This window comes from Streptomyces sp. NPDC037410, assembly GCF_055602235.1.
Genome location: NZ_JBVJWR010000025.1, coordinates 58,158 through 79,675 on the forward strand (window position 1 = coordinate 58,158; position 21,518 = coordinate 79,675).

Annotated in this window: 21 protein-coding genes and 1 riboswitch; of the genes, 12 read left to right on the forward strand and 9 right to left on the reverse strand. The window is 71.7% G+C overall.

The annotated features are described in order from the left end of the window. Positions 1-153 precede the first annotated feature (153 nt). Both ACZ7HT_RS31650 and ACZ7HT_RS31655 read right to left on the reverse strand, forming a co-directional pair. Positions 154-519, reverse strand: a complete 366-nt coding sequence (locus ACZ7HT_RS31650) for an Rv2175c family DNA-binding protein (protein ID WP_471172106.1) — start codon at positions 517-519, stop codon at positions 154-156. Positions 520-562: 43 nt separating this feature from the next. Beyond that, a complete protein-coding gene (locus ACZ7HT_RS31655) occupies positions 563-1,726 on the reverse strand; it encodes an NAD(P)/FAD-dependent oxidoreductase (RefSeq protein ID WP_471172221.1) in 1,164 nt (387 codons plus the stop codon). A gap of 133 nt (positions 1,727-1,859) precedes the next feature. Further along, positions 1,860-1,972: riboswitch (TPP riboswitch) on the forward strand. On the opposite strand from ACZ7HT_RS31655, the gene thiO reads away from it, so the two are divergent. The 6 genes from thiO (at position 1,970) to ACZ7HT_RS31685 (ending at position 7,811) form a co-directional block, all read left to right on the forward strand. After that, positions 1,970-3,184 carry a glycine oxidase ThiO gene (thiO, locus tag ACZ7HT_RS31660; RefSeq protein ID WP_471172107.1) on the forward strand — a complete coding sequence of 405 codons (1,215 nt, stop codon included), beginning with the start codon at positions 1,970-1,972 and terminating at the stop codon, positions 3,182-3,184. (Overlaps the previous riboswitch by 3 nt.) Next, positions 3,181-3,381 (forward strand): sulfur carrier protein ThiS, encoded by a 201-nt coding sequence (thiS, locus tag ACZ7HT_RS31665; RefSeq protein WP_471172109.1) that lies wholly within the window; start codon positions 3,181-3,183, stop codon positions 3,379-3,381. Before thiO ends, thiS begins: the two co-directional genes overlap by 4 nt. A 5-nt stretch (positions 3,382-3,386) precedes the next feature. Next, positions 3,387-4,181, forward strand: a complete 795-nt coding sequence (locus ACZ7HT_RS31670; RefSeq protein ID WP_471172111.1) for a thiazole synthase — start codon at positions 3,387-3,389, stop codon at positions 4,179-4,181. A gap of 115 nt (positions 4,182-4,296) precedes the next feature. Then, positions 4,297-6,192 carry a Stk1 family PASTA domain-containing Ser/Thr kinase gene (gene pknB, locus ACZ7HT_RS31675; protein WP_471172112.1) on the forward strand — a complete coding sequence of 632 codons (1,896 nt, stop codon included), beginning with the start codon at positions 4,297-4,299 and terminating at the stop codon, positions 6,190-6,192. Between the two features lie 6 nt (positions 6,193-6,198). Further along, on the forward strand, positions 6,199-7,059 hold the full coding sequence (locus tag ACZ7HT_RS31680) for a deoxyribonuclease IV (protein ID WP_471172114.1): 861 nt from the start codon (positions 6,199-6,201) through the stop codon (positions 7,057-7,059). Between the two features lie 83 nt (positions 7,060-7,142). Then, positions 7,143-7,811 (forward strand): DUF4396 domain-containing protein, encoded by a 669-nt coding sequence (locus ACZ7HT_RS31685; protein ID WP_471172116.1) that lies wholly within the window; start codon positions 7,143-7,145, stop codon positions 7,809-7,811. Between the two features lie 31 nt (positions 7,812-7,842). Here the strand turns inward: ACZ7HT_RS31685 and ACZ7HT_RS31690 are convergent, their stop codons facing one another. After that, complete coding sequence (locus ACZ7HT_RS31690) at positions 7,843-8,499, reverse strand: sulfite oxidase-like oxidoreductase (protein WP_471172117.1); 657 nt, start codon at positions 8,497-8,499, stop codon at positions 7,843-7,845. Between the two features lie 178 nt (positions 8,500-8,677). Here ACZ7HT_RS31690 and bfr point away from each other — a divergent pair, with 178 nt between their 5' ends. Further along, entirely contained in the window at positions 8,678-9,154 is a 477-nt protein-coding gene (gene bfr / locus ACZ7HT_RS31695) for a bacterioferritin (RefSeq protein ID WP_471172119.1), read from the forward strand. A gap of 16 nt (positions 9,155-9,170) precedes the next feature. Here bfr and ACZ7HT_RS31700 read toward each other — a convergent pair whose 3' ends face one another. Both ACZ7HT_RS31700 and ACZ7HT_RS31705 read right to left on the reverse strand, forming a co-directional pair. After that, positions 9,171-9,419 (reverse strand): (2Fe-2S)-binding protein, encoded by a 249-nt coding sequence (locus ACZ7HT_RS31700; RefSeq protein ID WP_471172120.1) that lies wholly within the window; start codon positions 9,417-9,419, stop codon positions 9,171-9,173. A gap of 122 nt (positions 9,420-9,541) precedes the next feature. After that, positions 9,542-10,942 (reverse strand): class II 3-deoxy-7-phosphoheptulonate synthase, encoded by a 1,401-nt coding sequence (locus ACZ7HT_RS31705; RefSeq protein ID WP_471172122.1) that lies wholly within the window; start codon positions 10,940-10,942, stop codon positions 9,542-9,544. 173 nt (positions 10,943-11,115) lie between these two features. Here ACZ7HT_RS31705 and ACZ7HT_RS31710 point away from each other — a divergent pair, with 173 nt between their 5' ends. From ACZ7HT_RS31710 to ACZ7HT_RS31720, 3 genes are all read left to right on the forward strand, one after another. Then, positions 11,116-13,881 carry an N-acetylmuramoyl-L-alanine amidase gene (locus ACZ7HT_RS31710; protein ID WP_471172124.1) on the forward strand — a complete coding sequence of 922 codons (2,766 nt, stop codon included), beginning with the start codon at positions 11,116-11,118 and terminating at the stop codon, positions 13,879-13,881. 93 nt (positions 13,882-13,974) lie between these two features. Next, positions 13,975-14,073, forward strand: coding sequence for a trp operon leader peptide (locus ACZ7HT_RS31715; RefSeq protein ID WP_471172126.1), 99 nt, complete (start codon positions 13,975-13,977; stop codon positions 14,071-14,073). Positions 14,074-14,164: 91 nt separating this feature from the next. Continuing rightward, positions 14,165-16,036 carry an anthranilate synthase family protein gene (locus tag ACZ7HT_RS31720; protein WP_471172128.1) on the forward strand — a complete coding sequence of 624 codons (1,872 nt, stop codon included), beginning with the start codon at positions 14,165-14,167 and terminating at the stop codon, positions 16,034-16,036. Here ACZ7HT_RS31720 and ACZ7HT_RS31725 read toward each other — a convergent pair. The 4 genes from ACZ7HT_RS31725 to ACZ7HT_RS31740 all read right to left on the reverse strand — a co-directional run bounded on the left by ACZ7HT_RS31725 (position 16,033) and on the right by ACZ7HT_RS31740 (position 19,785). Next, positions 16,033-17,031: a 2-hydroxyacid dehydrogenase gene (locus ACZ7HT_RS31725; RefSeq protein WP_471172130.1), complete on the reverse strand. Its 999-nt coding sequence runs from the start codon at positions 17,029-17,031 to the stop codon at positions 16,033-16,035. The genes ACZ7HT_RS31720 and ACZ7HT_RS31725 overlap by 4 nt on opposite strands. 113 nt (positions 17,032-17,144) lie before the next feature. Further along, positions 17,145-17,792 (reverse strand): response regulator, encoded by a 648-nt coding sequence (locus ACZ7HT_RS31730; RefSeq protein ID WP_471172223.1) that lies wholly within the window; start codon positions 17,790-17,792, stop codon positions 17,145-17,147. 20 nt (positions 17,793-17,812) lie between these two features. Then, positions 17,813-19,024, reverse strand: a complete 1,212-nt coding sequence (gene macS / locus ACZ7HT_RS31735; RefSeq protein ID WP_471172133.1) for a MacS family sensor histidine kinase — start codon at positions 19,022-19,024, stop codon at positions 17,813-17,815. Between the two features lie 29 nt (positions 19,025-19,053). Further along, positions 19,054-19,785 carry a lysophospholipid acyltransferase family protein gene (locus ACZ7HT_RS31740; RefSeq protein ID WP_116161434.1) on the reverse strand — a complete coding sequence of 244 codons (732 nt, stop codon included), beginning with the start codon at positions 19,783-19,785 and terminating at the stop codon, positions 19,054-19,056. A 188-nt stretch (positions 19,786-19,973) separates the two neighbouring features. On the opposite strand from ACZ7HT_RS31740, the gene ACZ7HT_RS31745 reads away from it, so the two are divergent. Next, positions 19,974-20,756, forward strand: a complete 783-nt coding sequence (locus tag ACZ7HT_RS31745) for an alpha/beta hydrolase (protein WP_471172136.1) — start codon at positions 19,974-19,976, stop codon at positions 20,754-20,756. Continuing rightward, positions 20,749-21,396: a hypothetical protein gene (locus ACZ7HT_RS31750; RefSeq protein ID WP_471172141.1), complete on the forward strand. Its 648-nt coding sequence runs from the start codon at positions 20,749-20,751 to the stop codon at positions 21,394-21,396. The genes ACZ7HT_RS31745 and ACZ7HT_RS31750 overlap by 8 nt, the downstream gene beginning before the upstream one ends. Positions 21,397-21,518: the final 122 nt, after the last annotated feature.

A 21,518-nucleotide genomic window follows, 5' to 3' on the forward strand; every position in this document is an offset into this window, starting at 1 on the left:
GAGCGGCGGGCGAGAACCCCTCCTAGAGGTTGGGGCGTTTGTGTTCCCCCCTGTTTCTTCGACTGCCCTCGCCCCCCCGGCCCGGGGCGGTTACCCCCCCCCCGACACCCGCGGGTGGTGTCTTCGGTGCGTTCGTACGTCGGCGCTGACGCCTCAGATGGCGAGCGCCTGGGCGCGGCGCTTCACCTCCGTGCCGCGGTTCTCGTTGAGCGCCTGCGCGGGCGTGCCCGGCAGGCTCTCGTCCGGAGTGAAGAGCCACTCCAGAATCTCCTCGTTGGTGAAGCCGTCGTCCCTCAGCACGGTCAGGAGCCCGACGAGGCCCTTGACGATCTTGTCGCCCTGGATGAAGGCGGCGGGGATCTGCAGGGCGTTGTTCTCGCCGCGGCGCACGGCGATGAGCTGGCCTTCCTTGATCAGCTGCCGCACGCGCACCACGTCGATATCGAGCATCTCCGCGATGTCGGGCACGTAGAGCCAGGCGGGGACGAGAGCATCGATCTTTACGTCAATCTCGGTCACGGGACAAGCCTGCCATCCCGGACTGACGGCCGGTAGTCGGGCCCTACCGGACTGCCGCCTTCAGGGGGACGGACGGGTCGGCGGCGCGCTCCGGGTCGACGGGGACGGCGGCCTCGATGAGCTTGCGGCCCTGGGCCAGGTCACGGGGGCGGCCGACCGCGAGGAGGGCCACGGGCACCCCGGCGCGCAGCCAGAGCACGGACCAGGCCTCGTCGGCCGGGTCGCCGCGCCAGAGGAGTTCGTCGGCGTCCGCGTGGTGTCCCGCGTACTGGACGAAGCGGCCGAACTGCTCGGACCAGAAGTACGGCACGGGGTCGTACGGGGCGTCGGCGGCGCCGGTGATCGCGGCGGCGACCGCGCGCGGGCCCTGGAGGGCGTTGTCCCAGTGGTGGACGAGGAGGCGCTCCCCGTAGCGGGCGGAGGGGAAGGAGGCGCAGTCGCCGACCGCGTACACATCGGGCAGGGAGGTGCGCAGCCGGTCGTCGGCGGTGACGGCGCCGTCCGGGTCGAGGGCGATGCCGGAGCCGGTGAGCCAGCTCGTGGCGGGGCGGGCGCCGATGCCGACGACGACGGCGTCGGCGGGCAGCACCCGGCCGTCGGCGAGGACGACGCGGCCGGGTTCGACGGTGTCCACGCGCGCGTGGGTGAGGAGTTCGGCGCCGCTCGCCCCGTACCAGGCGGCCATGGGGGCGGTGACCTCGGCGGGCAGGGCTCCGGCGAGGGGGCGGTCGGCGGCCTCGACGACGGTGACGGCGCAGCCGGCCTCGCGCGCGGCGGTCGCGAACTCGGCGCCGATCCAGCCGGCGCCGACGACCACGACGGTGTGGCGGCGCTCCAGGACGGGGCCGAGGCGCACGGCGTCGTCGAGGGTGCGCAGCAGATGGACCCCGGGGACGCCCTCGGTGCCGGGCAGGACGACGGGCTGGGCGCCGGTGGCGACGACCAGGGTGTCGTACGCGACGGGTCCGGCCTCGGTGTCGATCTCGTGGTCGGCGGCGCGGAGCCCGGTGACGTCCAGGCCGAGGCGGAGCTCGATGGCGAGGTCCTCGAAGTCGATCTCGAAGGCGGAGTCCTCGGCCTTGCCGAGGAGGATCGCCTTGGAGAGCGGGGGCCGGTCGTAGGGCTGGTGGGGCTCGGCGCCGATGAGGGTCACGGGGCCGGCGAAGCCCTGCTCGCGCAGGGCGACGGCGGTCTGGACGCCCGCCATTCCGGCGCCGACGATCACGACGTGCTGCTGGGCCTGCTTCTGCTCGCTCACCCGACCACCTTACGCATCTGACGGACCGTCAGGAAGGGAGGGGTCTGTGGCCCTCCGACCGCGCGGGCTAGTCTGGCGGGCGTAAAGCACTCGCGGGAGCCCGGACGCACCGGGCTGAGAGGGAGGCTGGGCGGCCTCCGACCGTACGAACCTGATCCGGGTCATGCCGGCGAAGGGAGGGGCTGGACGCCCATGCGTTCTTCCGATGTCCATGTGTCCGATGTCCACGCGTCCGACATCCACGTGTCCGACGTCCTTACGTCCGACGTCCTCGTGGTCGGGGGCGGCATCATCGGCCTGGTCACGGCCTGGCGGGCCGCGCAGCGCGGACTGCGCACCGCCGTCGTCGACCCGGACCCGGGCGGCGGCGCCGCCCGGGTCGCGGCCGGCATGCTCGCCGCCGTCACCGAACTCCACTACGGCGAGGAGACCCTGCTCGGGCTCAACCTCGCCTCCGCCGAGCGCTACCCCGCGTTCGTCGCCGAACTCGAGGAAGCCGCCGGCCACGACGTCGGCTACCGCGCCTGCGGCACCCTCGCCGTCGCCCTCGACGCCGACGACCGGGCCCATCTGCGCGAGCTGCACGCCCTGCAGACCCGCTGCGGGCTCGTCTCCGAATGGCTCAGCGGCCGCGAGTGCCGCCGCCTCGAACCGATGCTCGCGCCCGGCGTCCGGGGCGGGCTGCGCGTCGACGGCGACCACCAGGTCGACCCGCGGCGGCTCGCCGCCGCGCTGATGACGGCCTGCGAGCGGGCCGGGGTGGTCTTCCACCGGGCCCTCGCCGAGCGGCTCACGGTCGTACGGGACCGGGCCCGCGGCGCCGTGCTCGCCGGCGGCGTAGAGCTGACGGCCGACCAGGTCGTCCTCGCCGCGGGCAGCCTCAGCGGGCGGCTCGCGGGCGTGCCCGCGGAGGCGCTGCCGCCGGTCCGCCCCGTCAAGGGCCAGGTCCTCCGGCTGCGGGTGCCCCCCGCGTACGCCCCCTTCCTCTCCCGCACCGTCCGGGCCGTCGTCCGCGGCAGCCACGTCTACCTGGTGCCCCGCGCGAACGGCGAGCTCGTCGTCGGCGCCACCAGCGAGGAACTCGGCTGGGACACCACCGTGACGGCGGGCGGGGTGTACGAGCTGCTGCGCGACGCCCACGAACTCGTCCCCGGCCTCACCGAACTGCCACTCACCGAGACGCGCGCCGGCCTGCGCCCCGGCTCCCCGGACAACGCCCCCCTCCTCGGGCCGAGCGCCCTGCCCGGCCTGCACCTGGCCACCGGCCACTACCGCAACGGGGTGCTGCTCACCCCCGTCACCGGCGACGTCATGGCCGAGGCGCTCACCACGGGCACCCTCCCCGACGAGGCGCGCCCCTTCACCCCCCGCCGTTTCTCCCCCGTACGTCAGGAGCAGCCCGCATGAACGTGTCCGTGAACGGCGAGCCCCGGGTCCTGACGGGCCCCCTCTCCCTGGACGCCCTCGTGACCACCCTCACCACGGCCCGCGCCGGGGTCGCCGCGGCGCTCAACGAGACGGTCGTGCCGCGCGGCGAATGGACCACGACACTGCTCGGCGACGGCGACCGGGTGGAAGTCCTCACGGCAGTACAGGGAGGCTGACCGCCATGTCCGACGACGTCTTCACCCTCGGCGGTACGGAGTTCACCTCCCGCCTCATCATGGGCACCGGCGGCGCCCCCAGCCTCGACGTCCTGGAACGCTCCCTCGTCGCCAGCGGTACGGAACTCACGACGGTCGCCATGCGGCGCCTGGACCCGACGGTCCAGGGCTCGGTCCTCTCCGTCCTGACCAGGCTCGGCATCCAGGTCCTCCCGAACACGGCGGGCTGCTACACGGCCGGCGAGGCCGTCCTGACCGCCCGCCTGGCCCGCGAGGCCCTCGGCACGAACTGGATCAAGCTGGAGGTGGTGGCGGACGAACGCACCCTCCTGCCGGACGGCGAGGAACTCCTCGCCGCGGCCGAGACCCTGGTCGACGACGGCTTCACCGTCCTCCCCTACACCAACGACGACCCGGTCCTCGCCCGCAAGCTGGAGGACGCCGGCTGCGCCGCGATCATGCCGCTCGGCTCCCCCATCGGCTCCGGGCTCGGCATCCGCAACCCGCACAACTTCCAGCTGATCGTCGAGCGTGCCGGGGTCCCCGTCATCCTCGACGCCGGCGCGGGAACGGCCTCCGACGCGGCGCTCGCGATGGAGCTGGGGTGCGCGGCGGTGATGCTGGCGTCGGCGGTGACGCGCGCGCAGGAACCGGCCCTGATGGCGTCGGCGATGCGGCACGCGGTCGCGGCGGGCCGCCTGGCGTTCCGCGCGGGCCGCATCCCCCGCCGCCACTTCGCCTCTGCGTCGTCCCCGACGACAGGCCAGGCGCACCTGGACCCGGAACGCCCGGCGTTCTGACACCACGGGCCTGCGCCCGCCGGGGGCGGGCGCGGGGGCGTGCCTCGCGTCACAGGTGCGCTGCAGTCGGGGCCGACGGCGCGGGCCCCCCGCCCCCGGCTCGTAGACTCGGCCCGTGGACACGACCCTTCAGGACCCCCTCGTCGGGCGGCTGCTCGACGGCCGCTACCGCGTCGACGCGCGCATCGCCGTCGGCGGGATGGCCACGGTCTACCGGGCCGTGGACACCCGCCTCGACCGCGTCCTCGCGCTCAAGGTGATGCACCCGACCCTCGCCACGGACGCCGCCTTCGTCGAGCGCTTCATCCGCGAGGCGAAGTCCGTCGCGCGGCTCGCGCACCCGAACGTCGTCGGGGTCTTCGACCAGGGCGCCGAGGGCGCGTACGTCTATCTGGCGATGGAGTACGTCGCCGGCTGCACCCTCCGTGACGTGCTGCGCGAGCGCGGCGCCCTCTCCCCCCGTGCCGCGCTCGACATCCTGGAGCCGGTGCTCGCCGCGCTGGGCGCCGCGCACCGGGCCGGGTTCGTGCACCGGGACATGAAGCCGGAGAACGTCCTGATAGGGGACGACGGCCGGGTGAAGGTCGCCGACTTCGGTCTCGTCCGGGCCGTGGGCTCGGCCACGGCCACCACCGGCTCGGTCCTCGGCACGGTCTCGTACCTCGCGCCGGAGCAGATCGAGCACGGCACCGCCGACACCCGCGCCGACGTCTACGCCTGCGGTGTCGTCCTGTACGAGATGCTGACCGGCGGCAAGCCGCACACCGGCGACACCCCCGCCCAGGTCCTCTACCAGCACCTGAACACCGACGTCCCCGCCCCCTCCGCGACCGTCCCCGGGCTCGCTCCGGAGCTGGACGAGCTGGTCGCGGCGGCCACGGCCCGCAACCCCGAGGCCCGTCCGCACGACGCCGTCGCCCTGCTCGCCCTGCTCCGCGAGGCCCGTTCCGGTCTCGGCGACGAGCAGCTCGACGCGACGCCCCCGCTGGCCCGCACCGAGGCCCGGGACACCGCCGAGGACCGGACCAACGTGATCGCCAGGCCCGTACCCGCGGAAGGCGACGTCCAGCGCACCAACCGGCTGCCCGCCCCGGAGGCGCCCCCCGCCGTCGCCCGCCGGCGGCCCCCGCGCGGCCCCCTCCTCCTCGTCGTCGCCGTCCTGCTGGCCCTCGGCCTGGGCGCCGGCGTCTGGTACATCAATTCCGGCCAGTTCACCCGCGTCCCCGCCGTCCTCGGCCAGTCCGAGGCCGCCGCGACGAAACGTCTCACCGACGCCGGGCTCGACGTCGGCACCACGAAGCGCGCCTTCAGCGACGTGTTCGAGCGCGGCACGGTCATGGCCGTCGACCCGGCCCCGGGCGAGCGCGTCCGGGGCGACGGCCCCGTCACCCTCACCCTCTCCCGCGGCCCGAAGATCGTGAAGGTGCCGAACCTCAAGGGCAAGCCGCTCGCCGAGGCCAAGCGCCTCCTCAAGGAGGAGGGCCTGGCCCCCGGCGTGATCACGAACGAGTTCAGCGACTCCGTCGACCAGGGCTCCGTCATCGGCTCCGACCCCGAGCCCGGCACCGAGCGCAGCCCCGACTCGGCCGTCGCCCTCGTCGTCAGCAAGGGCTCCCCGATCGACGTGCCCGACGTCAGCGGCGAGACCGTCGCCGACGCCACGGCCACCCTCCAGGAGGAGGGGCTCACCGTCCGGGTCGCCCCGGAGCGGATCAACTCCCCCGAGGACGCCGGCACCGTCGCCGCCCAGTCCCTCGCCGGGGGCAGCCGGGCGGCGGAGGGCGACGTCATCACCCTCACCGTCTCCAAGGGACCGAAACTGGTCGAGGTCCCCGACGTGACGGGCGACTCGACCGCGGACGCGCGCACGGCCCTGGAGGACGCGGGCTTCGAGGTCGAGGTCAAGAAGTCCTTCCCCTATCTCGGCGACACGGTCGCGAGCCAGTCCGTGTCCGGCGGCGAGACCGCTCCCGAGGGCTCCACCATCACCCTCACGATCAAGGGACTCTAGAGACTCATGCGCAACCCCGTCGGCGGCCATGTCCCCGTGGCCGGTGGCCTCGCCACGACCGGCCTCGGCTACGCCCGTGAGCTCGGCGCAGAGACCGTGCAGGTCTTCGTCGCCAACCCGCGCGGCTGGGCGACCCCGGTCGGCAACCCGGCCCAGGACGAGCGCTTCCGGGCCGCGTGCGAGGCCGAGTCGATCTCGGCCTGGGTGCACGCCCCGTACCTGATCAACTTCGGCTCCCACACCGAGGCCACCGTGGAGAAGTCGGTGGAGTCGCTGCGGCACTCGCTGCGCCGCGGCCGGGAGATCGGCGCGAAGGGCGTGGTGGTGCACACCGGCTCGGCGACCGGCGGCCGTCCGCGCGAGGTGGCCCTCGCCCAGGTGCGGGAGCGGATGCTGCCGCTGCTCGACGAGCTGACGCACGAGGACGACCCGTACCTGCTCCTGGAGTCGACGGCGGGCCAGGGCTTCTCGCTCTGCTCGCGGACCTGGGACTTCGGCCCGTACTTCGACGCCCTCGACCACCACGCCAAGCTGGGCGTCTGCCTCGACACCTGCCACATCTTCGCGGCCGGGCACGACCTGGCCGGCCCGCACGGGGCGGCACAGACCCTCGACCTGCTGGTGGAGACGGTCGGCGAGGGCCGGCTGAAGCTGATCCACGCGAACGACTCGAAGGACGTCGTGGGCACGCACAAGGACCGCCACGCGAACATCGGGGCCGGTCACATCGGCGAGGAGGCCTTCGGAAAACTCCTGCGCCACCCGGCCACCGACGGCGTACCGTTGATCATCGAGACCCCTGGCGGCAAGGAAGGACACGTCGCCGACATCGAGCTCCTGAAGAAGCTCCGCGAGCGCCGAGGATGATCATTTCCCCTTGAGGAATACCCTAGGGGGGTATACGGTTCCCAGCGAAGGCAGGATCCGTATACGGGATCGGGGGCACTCCCATGAAGCACGAGGCGCACGCTCACCACGAACATGAGGGCCATGAGGCCCATGCAGGTCATGCAGGTCACGAGGGTCACGCCGACCACGTCGGGCACGAGGGCCACGACGCCCATGTCGGTCATCAGGGCCACGCGGACCATGCCGGTCACGCCGGTCATGACACCCACGTCGACCACAGCGCCCACACAGGTCACTCCGGTCACGCCAGTCACCACCACGCCCCCGGCGGCACCGTCTCCTGGGCCATGGCCGCTCAGGCCACGCTGCACTGCCTCACCGGCTGCGCCATCGGTGAGATCCTCGGCATGATCGTCGGTACCGCGTTCGGCTGGGGCAACCTGCCGACGATGGTCCTCGCGATCATCCTCGCCTTCTTCTTCGGGTACGCGCTCACCCTGCGCGGCATCCTCAAGGCCGGCGTCGACTTCAAGACGGCCTTCAAGGTCGCCCTCGCCGCCGACACCCTCTCCATCGTCACCATGGAGATCATCGACAACGGCGTCATCGCCCTCTGGCCCGGCGCCATGGACGCGCACCTCGACGAGCTGCTCTTCTGGGGCGCGCTCGTGGTCTCGCTCGCGCTCGCCTTCGTGGTGACCACGCCGGTCAACAAGTGGATGATCGGCCGCGGCAAGGGCCACGCGGTGGTCCACCAGTACCACCACTGATCAGGCGCGACCGGCGGACGGTCCGGGGCTGCTACAGCTCCGGGCCGTCTCCCGGTTCCTCCTGGTACGAGTAGCGCTGCTCCGTCCACGGGTCACCGAGGTTGTGGTAGCCGCGCTCCTCCCAGAAGCCCCGGCGGTCGGCCGCCATGTACTCCACGCCCCGGACCCACTTGGGCCCCTTCCAGGCGTACAGGTGCGGCACGACGAGCCGCAGCGGGAAGCCGTGCTCGGCGGTGAGCAGTTCCCCGTCCTTGTGGGTGGCGAAGATCGTACGGTCCGCGGCGAAGTCGGCGAGCCGCAGGTTGGCGCTGTATCCGTACTCGGCCCAGACCATCACGTGCGTCACGTGGGGCGCGGGCGGGGCGAGCTCCAGGATGGTGCGGGCGGGGACACCGCCCCATTCGGCCCCGAGCATGCTGAACTTCGTGACGCAGTGCAGATCGGCCACGACCGTGGAGAACGGGAGGGCCGAGAACTCCTCGTGGTTCCAGCACTTCTTGTCGCCGTCGGCGGTCGCCCCGAAGACGCGGAACTCCCAGCGGTCCGGCTTGAACTTGGGGACGGGCCCGTAATGGGTGACCGGCCAGCCGCGCTGCAGCCGCTGCCCCGGGGGCAGGTCCGGCGGAAGGTCCGGCGAACGATCCGGCTGACCCGCTTCCCGGTGTACTCCGCTCTCCGGCTGACCCATGTCATCCATGGTGACAGACCGCGAGGGGTGGTCATGACCAGGCGACCGCGCGGGCCGTGCGATTCGGGCAACTACGACTAAGCCTGCACTTACTGGACGCCCCCCATGGGGGGTGCGAGGATGCGGCCATCCCGTCCGGTGACGGCGCGGACACGTAGCGTGGAAGGATTCCGAAGCGATGCAGGGCGACCCCGAGGTCCTCGAGTTCCTCAACGAGCAGCTGACCGGCGAGCTGACGGCCATCAACCAGTACTGGCTGCATTACCGCATCCAGGACAACAAGGGGTGGACGAAGCTCGCCAAGTACACCCGCGAAGAGTCCATCGACGAGATGAAGCACGCGGACAAGCTGACCGAGCGCATCCTGATGCTCGACGGCCTGCCCAACTACCAGCGGCTCTTCCATGTGCGGGTCGGCCAGACGATCACCGAGATGTTCCAGGCGGACCGCCAGGTCGAGGTGGAGGCGATCGACCGCCTCAAGCGCGGGATCGAGGTCATGCGGTCCAAGGGGGACGTCACGTCCGCCAACCTCTTCGAGGAGATCCTGGCCGACGAGGAGCACCACATCGACTACCTGGACACGCAGCTGGAGCTGATCGAGTCCCTGGGTGAGGCGCTGTACATCTCGACGCTGATCGAGCAGCCCAGCTAGGACGGACCCTGGGGGCCTACGCGGCTTCCTGGAGCTCCGTGACCGTCTCCGCCGTCAGGGCGGGCATGCCCTGGTCCAGGAGCTCGCGTCGCGGGCAGCTGCCGCGCCCGAGGATGGCCTGAATCCGACGGACGCAGGAACCGCAGTCCGTTCCGGCCTTGCAGGCCGAGGCGATCTGGCGGGGCGTGCACGCGCCCGCGTCCGCATGCTCCTTGACCTGCTTCTCCGTGACACCGAAGCATGAGCAGACGTACACGCGGTTCACCTCCCGCCGAGATCGTTAAGGCTAACCTAACCTTACCCGGCGACCCGGAGCCTCAAAAGCCCCGGATACGACGATGGGGCGCGGATCACAGTGATCCGCGCCCCATCTCCGTAGGAACCTACTTACTGATCGCGGTACATCTCCGCGACCAGGAACGCCAGGTCGAGCGACTGGCTGCGGTTGAGCCGCGGGTCGCAGGCCGTCTCGTAGCGCTGGTGAAGGTCGTCGACGAAGATCTCGTCGCCGCCGCCCACGCACTCGGTGACGTCGTCACCGGTCAGCTCGACGTGGATGCCGCCCGGGTGGGTGCCCAGCTCCTTGTGGACCTCGAAGAAGCCCTTGACCTCGTCGAGCACGTCGTCGAAGCGCCGGGTCTTGTGGCCCGAGGCCGCCTCGAAGGTGTTGCCGTGCATCGGGTCGGTGACCCAGGCGACGACCGCGCCGGAGGCGGTGACCTTCTCGACCAGCTCGGGGAGCTTGTCGCGGACCTTGTCGGCGCCCATGCGGACGATGAAGGTCAGCCGGCCCGGCTCGCGGTCCGGGTCGAGACGGTCGATGTACGTGAGCGCCTCGTCCACCGTGGTGGTCGGGCCGAGCTTGATGCCGATCGGGTTGGCGATCTGCGAGCAGAACTCGATGTGCGCGTGGTCCAGCTGGCGGGTGCGCTCACCGATCCAGACCATGTGGCCGGAGGTGTCGTACAGCTTGCCGGTGCGCGAGTCCGTACGGGTCAGGGCGCCCTCGTAGTCGAGCAGCAGCGCCTCGTGGGAGGCGTAGAACTCGACGGCCTTGAACTCGGCCGGGTCGGTGCCGCAGGCCTTCATGAAGTTCAGGGCGTTGTCGATCTCGCGGGCGAGCACCTCGTAGCGCTGGCCCGAGGGGGACGACTTCACGAAGTCCTGGTTCCAGGCGTGCACCTGGCGCAGGTCGGCGTAGCCACCGGTGGTGAAGGCGCGGACCAGGTTGAGCGTGGAGGCGGAGGCGTTGTACATCCGCTTCAGGCGCTCGGGGTCCGGGATGCGGGCCTTCTCGTTGAAGTCGAAGCCGTTGACGGAGTCGCCCCGGTAGGTCGGGAGCGTCACGCCGTCGCGGGTCTCGGTGCCCTTGGAGCGGGGCTTCGAGTACTGGCCGGCGATGCGGCCGACCTTCACCACGGGCACGGAGGCCGCGTAGGTGAGGACGGCGCTCATCTGGAGCAGCGTCTTGAGCTTGGCCCTGATGTGGTCGGCGGACACGGCGTCGAAGGCCTCGGCGCAGTCGCCGCCCTGGAGCAGGAACGCCTCGCCACGGGCGACGGCTCCCATCCGGGCGCGCAGCTGGTCGCACTCGCCGGCGAAGACGAGCGGAGGATACGACTCGAGGTCCGCGATCACATCGCGCAGAGCCTCGGCATCGGGGTACTCGGGCTGCTGCGCCGCGGGCAGGTCTCGCCAGGTCGCCTTGGCGACGGCGTGGGAATCAGCGTTCACGGTCACAAGCACCACAGTAAGGGGTTCTTCGTCCGGTCCTGTCCCTCTGCCCATTGGCTGAGACGCGCGTCTCGAACACGTCTCGAACGCCTGCCCGAAATGTCGCCCGAGGATCTTCGCGCCGCCGAGTGGTGTTACCCTCTGGCCCGTTTAACAAGAGCAAAGTCGAATTCACAGGGGTGGGTGTGACCCAGAGGCACCGCAGGGATCGCAAGAAGAAACGACTCTTGTACGGAGCGGCGGCGGCCATCGTCGCCACCGCCACCATCGGCACCATCGCCGTCGCCTCGCCGGGCATCCTCGGCGCGGCCGGCGATGGCGGGTCCGGTGACGATGCTTCCCTCCAGACGCAGTTCGCAAACGCTGCCCGCGAGTTCGATGTGCCGCAGAGCGTGCTGATGGCGGTGTCGTACCGCCAGACCCGCTGGGAGTCGCACGAGGGCGTGCCCAGCACCACGGGCGCGTACAACGTCATGGGTCTGACGAAGGTCGACCCGGAGGACGTCGAGCAGGACACGGACGAGCAGCTGCTCGATCTGATGAACCGCAGCGGCGACCCGCGCGTCGAGAAGCGCTTCGACGGGAAGAAGGCGCTCGCCGCCCTCCCCGAGTCGAAGACGAAGATCGACACCTCCGACCCGACGCTGCACACGCTCGACAAGGCCGCCGAGCTGATCGACGGCTCGACCGAGTCCGTGCAGAAGGACAGCGCCGCCTCGATCCGCGCCGGCGCCGCGCTCCTCGCCGAGTACCAGAAGCAGGCCGGCGCCGAGCTGTCCGACGACGCGGGCGACTGGTACCCGGCCGTGGCCCGCTACAGCCAGTCGGAGGACCGCAAGGGCGCCGACCTCTTCGCCAAGCGCGTCTTCGAGTCCATCAAGACGGGTGAACGGGAGACCACCGCCGACGGCGAGCAGGTCGTCCTTCCGGCCGACCCGTCGGTGAAGCCGGTCAAGCCGGCGAACGTGCCGCTGGCCGCGAGCTTCACGGCCACGAACGAGACCCCGGCGGTCGAGTGCCCGACCGGCCTCGACTGCACCTTCATCCCGGCCGCGTACTCGCAGAACGACGGCAACTACAACATCGCGAGCCGTCCCGCGAACGGCTTCGACGTCCGCCAGATCGTCATCCACGACATCGAGGGCAACCACGACGGCGCGGTCAGTGTCTTCCAGAACCCGCTGAGCTACGCCAGCGCCCACTACATCGTGCGCGCCGACGGCCGTGTGACGCAGATGGTGGAGACCAAGAACGAGGCGTACCACGCCGGCAACAAGACCCTCAACATGCACTCGATCGGCATCGAGCACGAGGGCTACGCCATCAAGGGCGACGCCGGCTGGTACACCGAGCCGGAGTACGAGTCCTCCGCCGCCCTCGTGAAGTACCTGGCCGCGAAGTTCTCCCTCCCGCTGGACCGCGAGCACGTCATCGGCCACGACGACGTGCCGAGCATCCTGGACACCAAGGTCCAGGACCACTGGGACCCGGGCCCGTTCTGGGACTGGAACCACTTCATGACGCTGCTCGGCGCCCCCACCGGTGCCGGTGGCGCGGGCGGCCCGCTCCAGGCCGGGCAGCTGGTGCGGATCGTCCCGCCGTTCACCTCGGCCAACCAGCAGCAGATGACTTACACGGACGGCGGCACCACCAAGACGACCGTCCCGCTGCCGGTCAACTTCGGCTACCTCTACTCGGAGCCCGTGGCCGACCAGACCAAGGCGCTGACCGACCCGTACTTCACCTCGGGCGCCACGTACGGTTCCAACTGGGCGAACAAGGTCACGGCCGGCAGCACCCACGTCGTCGCCGAGTCCCGCACCGACTGGACCGCCATCTGGTACGGCGGCAAGAAGGCCTGGTTCTACAACCCGGGCGGCCAGTACACGGCCCCCGCGGGCGTGAAGACGGCGATCACCCCCAAGGACGGCGTCACCGTCCAGGTCTACGGCCGCGCCTACCCCGAGGACGCCGCCTACGCGGGCACCAACGTCCCGGTCCAGGCCAGCAACAGCGCGTCGCTGACGAAGTACAGCCTCCCGGCCGGTCAGCTGTACGTGAAGGCCGGCGAGCCGGTCGCGGGCGACTACTACTACAGCGCCTACAACACCGACGGCACCCGCGTCGTCGGCACGACGAACATCTTCATCCCGATCCGCTACAACCACCGCATGGCCTGGGTGAAGGCGAGCGACGTCCAGGAGGTCGCCACCACGGCGTCCGTCCGCGCCGACAACCGCTACAACCTGCTCGCCCGTGACACCTCCGGTGTCCTCTGGCAGTACCAGGGCAGCGGCAGTGCCACGAACGCGTTGCTGACCAAGTACAAGGTCGGCGGCGGCTGGCAGATCTACAACGCCATCACCCCGCTCACGGCGCTGCGCGCCGACGGCACCGGTGACGCCGTGGCCCGCGACGCCTCCGGCGTGCTCTGGTACTACCAGGGCAGCGGCAACCCGTCCGCCCCGTTCAAGGCCCGTCTGCGGACCGGCGGCGGCTGGCAGATCTACGACCGGATCATCGGCGTCCGCGACCTGACCGGCGACGGCAAGCCGGACCTGATCGCCCGCGAGAAGTCCGGCGTGCTGTGGCTGTACAAGGGCACCGGCACCCCGGCCACGCCGTTCGCGCCGCGCGTGAAGATCGGCACCGGCTGGCAGATCTACAACGACATCGTCAGCACCGGCGACCTCACCTCCGACGGCAAGCCGGACCTGATCGGCCGCGACAGCACCGGCGCGCTCTGGCTGTACAAGGGCAGCGGCAGCGCCACCGCCCCGTACGCCGCGCGCGTCAAGGTGGGCACCGGCTGGCAGATCTACAACAGCATCACCGGCCCGAGCGACCTCACCGGTGACGGCAAGGTCGACTTCGTGGCCCGCGACGCCTCGGGCGCCCTGTGGCTGTACAAGGGCACCGGCAGCGCCACCGCCCCGTACGCCGCGCGGGTGCAGGTCAGCCCCGGCTTGCAGGCGTACAACCTGATCTTCTGATCGGGAAGTCGCCTCACGAACGGGGCCCGGCTCGCACCGTCCACGGTGCGGACCGGGCCCCGTTCCCGTGCCCGGCTGCGTTACAGTGCTCGCATGTTCGCGCACTCGAACCAGAACTGGTGGTGGACCGCTCATCCGGCGGCCCGTCCCCAAGCTCTCCGAGCTGGGGGATACCCCAGTTCGCGCGTTTGATCGACACGCGAAGGCCGCCGAGGGGCGGCCTTCTCCCGTATCCGGGGCCGTTCCTCCTCTCCGTCATCCACCGGAAGGAACGACACGCCCCATGGACCTCTCCCGTCTCCTCGACGACTCCTGCCCTCCCTTCGCCCTGCTGCGCCGCCGCACCCCCGGCCGTGACCACGACACCGTCGAGGTGCTGATCGGCCGGGTCCACGAGGCCGGGCGCCTCGCGGAGCTGCCGGTCGGGCCCATGCCGACGCTCGCCCTCGTGCCGTTCCGGCAGATCCGCGAGCGCGGCTTCGACGTCCGGGACGACGGCACCCCGCTCTCCGTGCTCGTCGCCGACGAGGCGTACGAACTGCCGCTCGCCGAGGCCCTGGCCGCGCTGCCCGCCCATGACGTACGGGTGGAGGGCGGCGGCTTCGACGTCTCCGACGAGGCGTACGCGCAGACCGTGCGGCGGGTCATCGACGAGGAGATCGGCTCCGGCGAAGGCGCCAACTTCGTCATCCGGCGCACCTACGCCGGCGAGATCCCGGGCTTCGGGCGCGCCGACGCGCTCGCGCTGTTCCGGCGGCTGCTCGCGGGCGAGCGGGGCGCGTACTGGACGTTCGTCGTGTACACCGGGGACCGGACGCTCGTCGGGGCGAGCCCCGAGGTGCACGTGCGGATGTCGGGAGGGACGGTCGTGATGAACCCGATCAGCGGCACATACCGCTACCCGGCCGGGGCGGCCCCCACGGCCGAGGGCCTGCTCTCCTTCCTGGCCGACCGCAAGGAGACCGAGGAGCTCTCCATGGTGGTGGACGAGGAGCTGAAGATGATGTGCACGGTGGGCGACATGGGCGGGGTCGTGGTCGGGCCGCGGCTCAAGGAGATGGCCCATCTCGCGCACACCGAGTACGAGTTGCGCGGCCGGTCCTCGCTGGACGTGCGGGAGGTCCTGCGGGAGACGATGTTCGCGGCGACCGTGACCGGGTCGCCCGTGCAGAACGCCTGCCGGGTGATCGAGCGTCACGAGGAGGGCGGCCGCGGCTACTACGCGGGGGCGCTCGCCCTGCTCGGCACGGACGCGAACGGGGCGCAGACGCTGGACTCCCCCATTCTCATCCGTACCGCCGACATCGCCGCCGACGGCCGGCTGCGGGTGCCGGTGGGCGCCACGCTCGTGCGGCACTCGGACCCCGAGGGCGAGGTCGCCGAGACCCACGCCAAGGCGGCGGGCGTCCTCACGGCCCTGGGCGTGCGGGAGGGGCGGCCGGTCGACCCGTCGGCGCCGGTGCCGCCGCGGCTCGCCGACGATCCCCGGGTGCGGGCCGCGCTCGACGCGCGCCGGGCGGACCTCGCGCCGTTCTGGCTGAAGATGCAGGCCCGTTCGGCCGAGCTGTCGGGGCACGCGCTCGTCATCGACGCCGAGGACACCTTCACGGCGATGCTGGCGCACGTCCTGCGCTCCTCGGGCCTTGAGGTCTCGGTGCTCCGCTACGACGAGCCGGGGCTGCGGGAGCTGGCCCTCGCCCACGAGGGGCCCGTCGTCCTCGGCCCCGGGCCGGGGAACCCGTCGGACGCCGCCGACCCGAAGATGCGCTTCCTGCGCGGCCTCACGGCGGAGCTCGTACGCGACCACCGCCACGGCCTGTTGGGCGTCTGCCTCGGCCACGAGCTGATCGCGGCCGAACTGGGCCTGGACATCGTCCGCAAGCGCACCCCGTTCCAGGGCGCGCAGCTGCGGATCGACCTCTTCGGGCAGCAGCGTACGGTCGGCTTCTACAACAGCTTCACGGCGCGGTGCGACGACCGGACGGCGACGGAGCTGGCACTGCACCGCATCGAGGTGAGCCGCGACGCGGAGACCGGCGAGGTGCACGCCCTGCGCGGGCCGGGGTTCGCCGGCGTGCAGTTCCACCCGGAGTCGGTGCTCACGACGGACGGGGCCGCGCTCACCGCCTCGCTGCTCGCGGGCGTGCTCGTCTAGCCGATCCTCGGTACCAGGACGTTCTCGTCGCGTCGGCGCCCGACGTGGTTGAGGACGTTCTGGACCGTCGTGTCGATGATCTGGCCGACCGCGTCGAGCGTGTAGTACGCCTGGTGCGAGGTGACCACCACGTTCGGGAAGGTGACCAGGCGGGCCAGGGTGTCGTCCTCGATGCCCGCGAGGGACTTGTCGAGGAAGAACAGCCCGGCCTCCGCCTCGTACACGTCGAGGCCGACGCCGGTGAAGCGCCCGGCCCGGAGCTCGGCGACGAGGGCCTCGGTGTCGACGAGCCCGCCGCGGCTGGAGTTCACCAGGATGGCGTCGTCCTTCATGGCCTTGAGGGCGGCGGCGTCGACGACGTGGTGGGTGGCCTCCATGAGCGGGACGTGGAGGCTGACGAGGTCGGCCTCGGCGAAGAGCCGCTCCTTGTCGACGTACGTCATGCCGAGCTCCACGCAGGCGGGGTTCTCGGCGACGTCCCAGCCGAGGAGGCGCATGCCGAAGCCGTGGGCGATCCGGGTGAAGGCCTCGCCGATCTTTCCGGTGCCGAGGACGCCGACGGTACGGCCCCGCAGGTCACGGCCCATCAGTCCGTCCAGCCGGAAGTCGAAGTCGCGGGTCCGGTTGGAGGCGCGGACGATCCGGCGGTTGACGGCCATGGCGAGGGTCCAGGCGAACTCGGCGACGGAGTACGGCGAGTAGGACGAGACCCGGGCGACGGTGAGGCCGAGGCGCTCGGCGACGTCCAGGTCGATGTTGTTGAAGCCCGTGGAGCGCTGGGCGATCAGCTGGGTCCCGCCGGCCGCGAGGGTCTGCAGGACCCGGTGGTTCAGGTCGGCGTTGACGCTGGTGGAGATGATCTCGTAGCCGGCGGCGATGGGGGCGGTGTCCTCGGTGAGGAAGACGCCGAGGCAGCGGACGTCGTGGAGTCCGGCGAAGGCCTTCTCCAGGAGGGGCTTCTCGTCCGCCTGCACGCCGAATGCCAGGATTTCCACGAGGTCCCCTCACCGTCACGATGGGCCGCACATGCTCGATGTGCACGATATGCGCGATGGGTGCGGATATCGCGCATGTCGCGCACGTACGGCCCTTCGGGCCTCTCGCCGCCTCAGGCGTCGTCGAGGCCCCGCTCGATGGCGTACCGCACGAGCTCCACCCGGTTGTGCAGCTGGAGCTTGCCCAGGGTGTTCTGGACGTGGTTCTGCACCGTGCGGTGCGAGATGACCAGGCGTTCGGCGATCTGCTTGTAGCTGAGCCCCTTCGCGACGAGCCGCAGGACCTCGGTCTCGCGTTCGGTCAGCTGCGGGGCCTTCGGCTCGTCGGCACCGGCCGCCGGGGCGGGCTCGGAGGCCAGCCTGCGGTACTCGCCGAGGACGAGGCCGGCCAGGCCCGGCGTGAAGACGGGGTCGCCGACGGCCGTCCGGCGGACCGCGTCGATCAGCTCCTCCGTACTGGCCGACTTGAGGAGGTAGCCGGTGGCGCCGGACTTGACCGCCTCCAGGACGTCGGCGTGCTCGCCGCTCGCCGAGAGGACGAGGACCCGCAGCCCGGGGCGGCCGCCGACGAGCTCCTTGCAGACCTGGACGCCCGGCTTGACCGGCAGGTTCAGGTCCAGGACGAGGACGTCGGGGACGGTCGCGCCGGCACGGCGCACGGCCTGCTCCCCGTCGCCGGCGGTGGCGACCACGTCGAAGCCCGCCTCGGCGAGGTCGCGGGCGACCGCGTCCCGCCACATCGGATGGTCGTCGACGACCATCACCCTGATCCGCTGCTCGCTCACTTCTCCCCTGCCTTCCCCCGTGGAACCTTCAACTCGACTTCCGTGCCCTGGCCGGGGACCGAGATCAGCTCGGCCGAACCGCCCAGATCCCGCAGTCTCCCCCGGATGGACAGGGCGACGCCCATCCGGCCCTCGCCCCAGGCCTCCGCGAGGCGGCCCTCCGGGATGCCGGGGCCGTCGTCCCGGACGGTGACGGTCACCTCGTCCGGCCAGTCCTCGATCAGGATCCACGCGTGCGCGTCCTCGCCGGCGTGCACCCGGACGTTGTCCAGGGCGGCCCCGACGGCGGTGGCCAGCTCGCGGGCGGCGGGCGGCGGAAGCAGCACCGGGGCCCCCGGCTCGGAGAGGGTGACCCGGGCTCCGGCGCGCGGGGCGAGCAGGACGCGGAGGTCGACGGGGCTGTCGTCGTCCGGTTCGTCGTCGACCTCGACGACCCGGACGAACGCGCCCTCGGACTCGTCCTCGGAGACCAGGCTGGGCCGGGTGAGCCCGCCCGCGACGAGGGTGCGCAGGGCGACCTCCTGCTCCCCCGCCATCCGGCCGAGTTCGGCGGCCTCGCCGCCGAGCGCGGTGCCGCGCCGCTGCACCATCGCGAGGACCTGGAGGACGCTGTCGTGGATGTCCCGGGCGAGCCGCTCCCGCTCCCGGGTCGCGGCCTCGATCTCCAGGGCGCGGGCGAGGGTGCGCTCGGAGGCGCGGGCGACCTCGACGACGTAGCCGATGCCGATGGAGGCGACCCAGACGAGGAGCACGTTGTGGAAGGTGTCCCGGCCGGGGTGGCCGCGCTCGATGATGTTGGCGACGGCGACCAGCGAGGAGGCGACTCCGGCCCAGCGCCAGCCGCCCTTGATGGCGTACGCGAGGACGGATCCCGCGGTCCATATCGTCGGCAGGGTGGGGCCGTCGAACGACTGGGCCTGGGCGTCGGCGAGCGGGGTGAGGAGGATGCCCGTGAGGGCGAGGGCGAGGTCGGCGACGAGGAAGCCCTTGGTGCAGCTGGCCGCGTTCGCCACCTTGGGGAGGGTGGCGAGGGTCCAGCAGCACATCACCGCCAGATAGCCGATCGCGATCCAGGGCCGCTCGTACCCGCTCCGGTCGAACGCGTACAGCAGGACCGCGTAGACCATGGTCAGGACGCGGTAGCCGGTCAGCGCCCGCCACAGCGGCTGCTCGACCGACATGCGCACGACACGCTCGCGCTTGGCCATCTCCCCCACCCCAGCCCCCTCGCGGGGACTTACGCGCCGGACTCTTCCCGAGCGGCGATCTCGGCCTTGACGGCCTCCTTGGCCGCCTTCTCCGCCTCCGCGATCTGCCGCTTGGCGGCGGTCGCGTAGATGTCGACGTACTCCTGGCCGGACAGCTTCATGATCTCGTACATGACCTCGTCGGTCACCGAGCGGAGGATGAAGCGGTCCCCCTCCATGCCCTGGTAGCGGGTGAAGTCCAGCGGCTTGCCGATCTTGATCCCCGGGCGCATCAGCTTGGGGACGACCTTGCCGGGCGGCTGGATCTTCTCCGTGTCGATCATGGCGACCGGGATCACGGGCGCGCCGGTGGCCAGGGCGACGCGCGCCAGACCGCCGGGCTTGCCCCGGTAGAGGCGGCCGTCGGGCGAGCGGGTGCCCTCGGGGTAGATCCCGAAGAGGCCGCCGCCCTCGATGACCTCGATGCCGGCCTTGATGGCCGCCTCGCCCGCGCCGCGGGCACCCGAACGGTCCACCGGGAGCTGGCCGACGCCCTTGAAGAAGGCGGCGGTGAGCTTGCCCTTCACGCCGGGCGTGGTGAAGTACTCGGCCTTGGCGATGAAGGTGACCTTGCGGTCCAGGACGGCGGGCAGGAAGAAGGAGTCCGAGAAGGACAGGTGGTTGCTCGCGAGGATCGCGGGCCCCTCGGCGGGGATGTTCTCCAGCCCCTCCACCCAGGGCCGGAAGGCGAGCTTCAGGGACCCTCCGATGGAGAACTTCATTGCGCCGTAGATCAACTCGCCATGCCTTCCGTGTGCCGTCGCCACGACTTTATCCCCTACCGGCACACGGCCCCCGCTACGGCCCTGGTCGGTGTCGGTCCGGTCGCGTACCGTGAAGGTCCTTCCCCATTTCCCGTCGCTCCGGCGCACCCGCAGACGCCGGAGTCGCAACCGAACAGGAGACCCCGGTGCCGGTCCTTCCCGGAGCCGAGCCGTACCGCCATGAAGGCGGAGAGGCCGGCGTCCTTCTCTGTCACGGATTCACCGGTACCCCGCAGTCGATGCGCCCGTGGGCCGAGTACCTGGCCGAGCGCGGCCTGTCGGTGTCGGTGCCGCTGCTGCCGGGCCACGGCACCCGCTGGCAGGACATGCAGCTCACCACCTGGCACGACTGGTACGCGGAGGTGGACCGCGCCCTGCGCGAGCTCCTGGACCGGTGCCGGACCGTCTTCGTCTTCGGCCTCTCCATGGGCGGGGCCCTCACGCTGCGTCTCGCCGCCCAGCACGGCGACGCGATACGGGGCATCGTCCTGGTCAACCCGGCGAACAAGGTGCACGGCCCCGCCGCGTACGCGCTGCCCGTCCTCCGGCACCTGGTCCCCTCCACGAAGGGCATCGCCAGCGACATCGCCAAGGAGGGCGCGACCGAGGTCGGCTACGACCGGGTGCCGCTGCACGGCGCGCACACCATGCGCCGCCTCTTCCAGACGGTGGACGCCCAGCTCCCGCAGGTCACCCAGCCGGTGGTACTGCTCCACAGCCCCCAGGACCACGTCGTGCCGCCCGTCGACTCGGCCCGGATCCTGTCCCGGATCTCCTCGACGGACGTCAAGGAGATACTGCTGGAACAGAGCTACCACGTGGCGACGTTGGACCATGATGCGGAGCGGATCTTCGACGAGAGCCTGGCCTTCGTCGAGCGTCTGGCCCCGGATCTGGTCGACGGGAAGGGAAGCAGGAGCGGTGGCTGAGCAGCAGGACGGCGACGGGCGGGAGCCGCAGCCCATCGACGAGGAGGCGGCCTGGGCCGCGATCGTCGCCGGGTACGGCGAGGAGCCCGCGGACCCGCCGGGGACGAGGCCGTTCCGGCCCGTCGAGAACCTGCCGCTGCCCGAGCCCGAGGACGACGAGGACGGGCCCGTCCAGGAGGTCCGGCCGGTGAAGGGCACGGCCTGGAAGCCGAGGCCGAAGCCGGTGGAGCCCGAGGCCGACGCGGACGCGGAAGAGGACCCGGAGGCGGGCCCCGAGCGGCCCGCGCTCGGCAGCTCGATCGTCTTCGCGCCCGGCGTGCGGGTCGGCGGCCCCCGGGACTACGCGCCGGCCGAGCCGGACGACGCGGCGGGCGGCGCCGACGAGGGCCACTTCGTCCCGCCGGAGCCGCCGCCGCTGCCCGAGGCGGACACCACGACCAAGTTCGCCTGGCTCGCGGTCGTCGGCGGCCCGGTCCTCATGCTGGTCGCCGTCCTGCTCCAGTGGGACATGACCTGGTGGCTGACGACCCTCTGCGTGGGCGGCTTCCTGGGCGGCTTCGCGACGCTGGTGGCCCGCATGAAGCACGACGACGACGATGACGACGGCTTCGACGACCCGGGCCGCGGGGCGGTCGTGTAGCAGGCCTCAGCCGGCCGGCACCCGGACCGCCGCGAGGACCGGGAGGTGGGCTCCTCCTCCCGACGCCGCCCTCGCACCGCTCGGCGCCGGGGCGCCTCCCGGGCTTCGGACGGCTGCGCCGG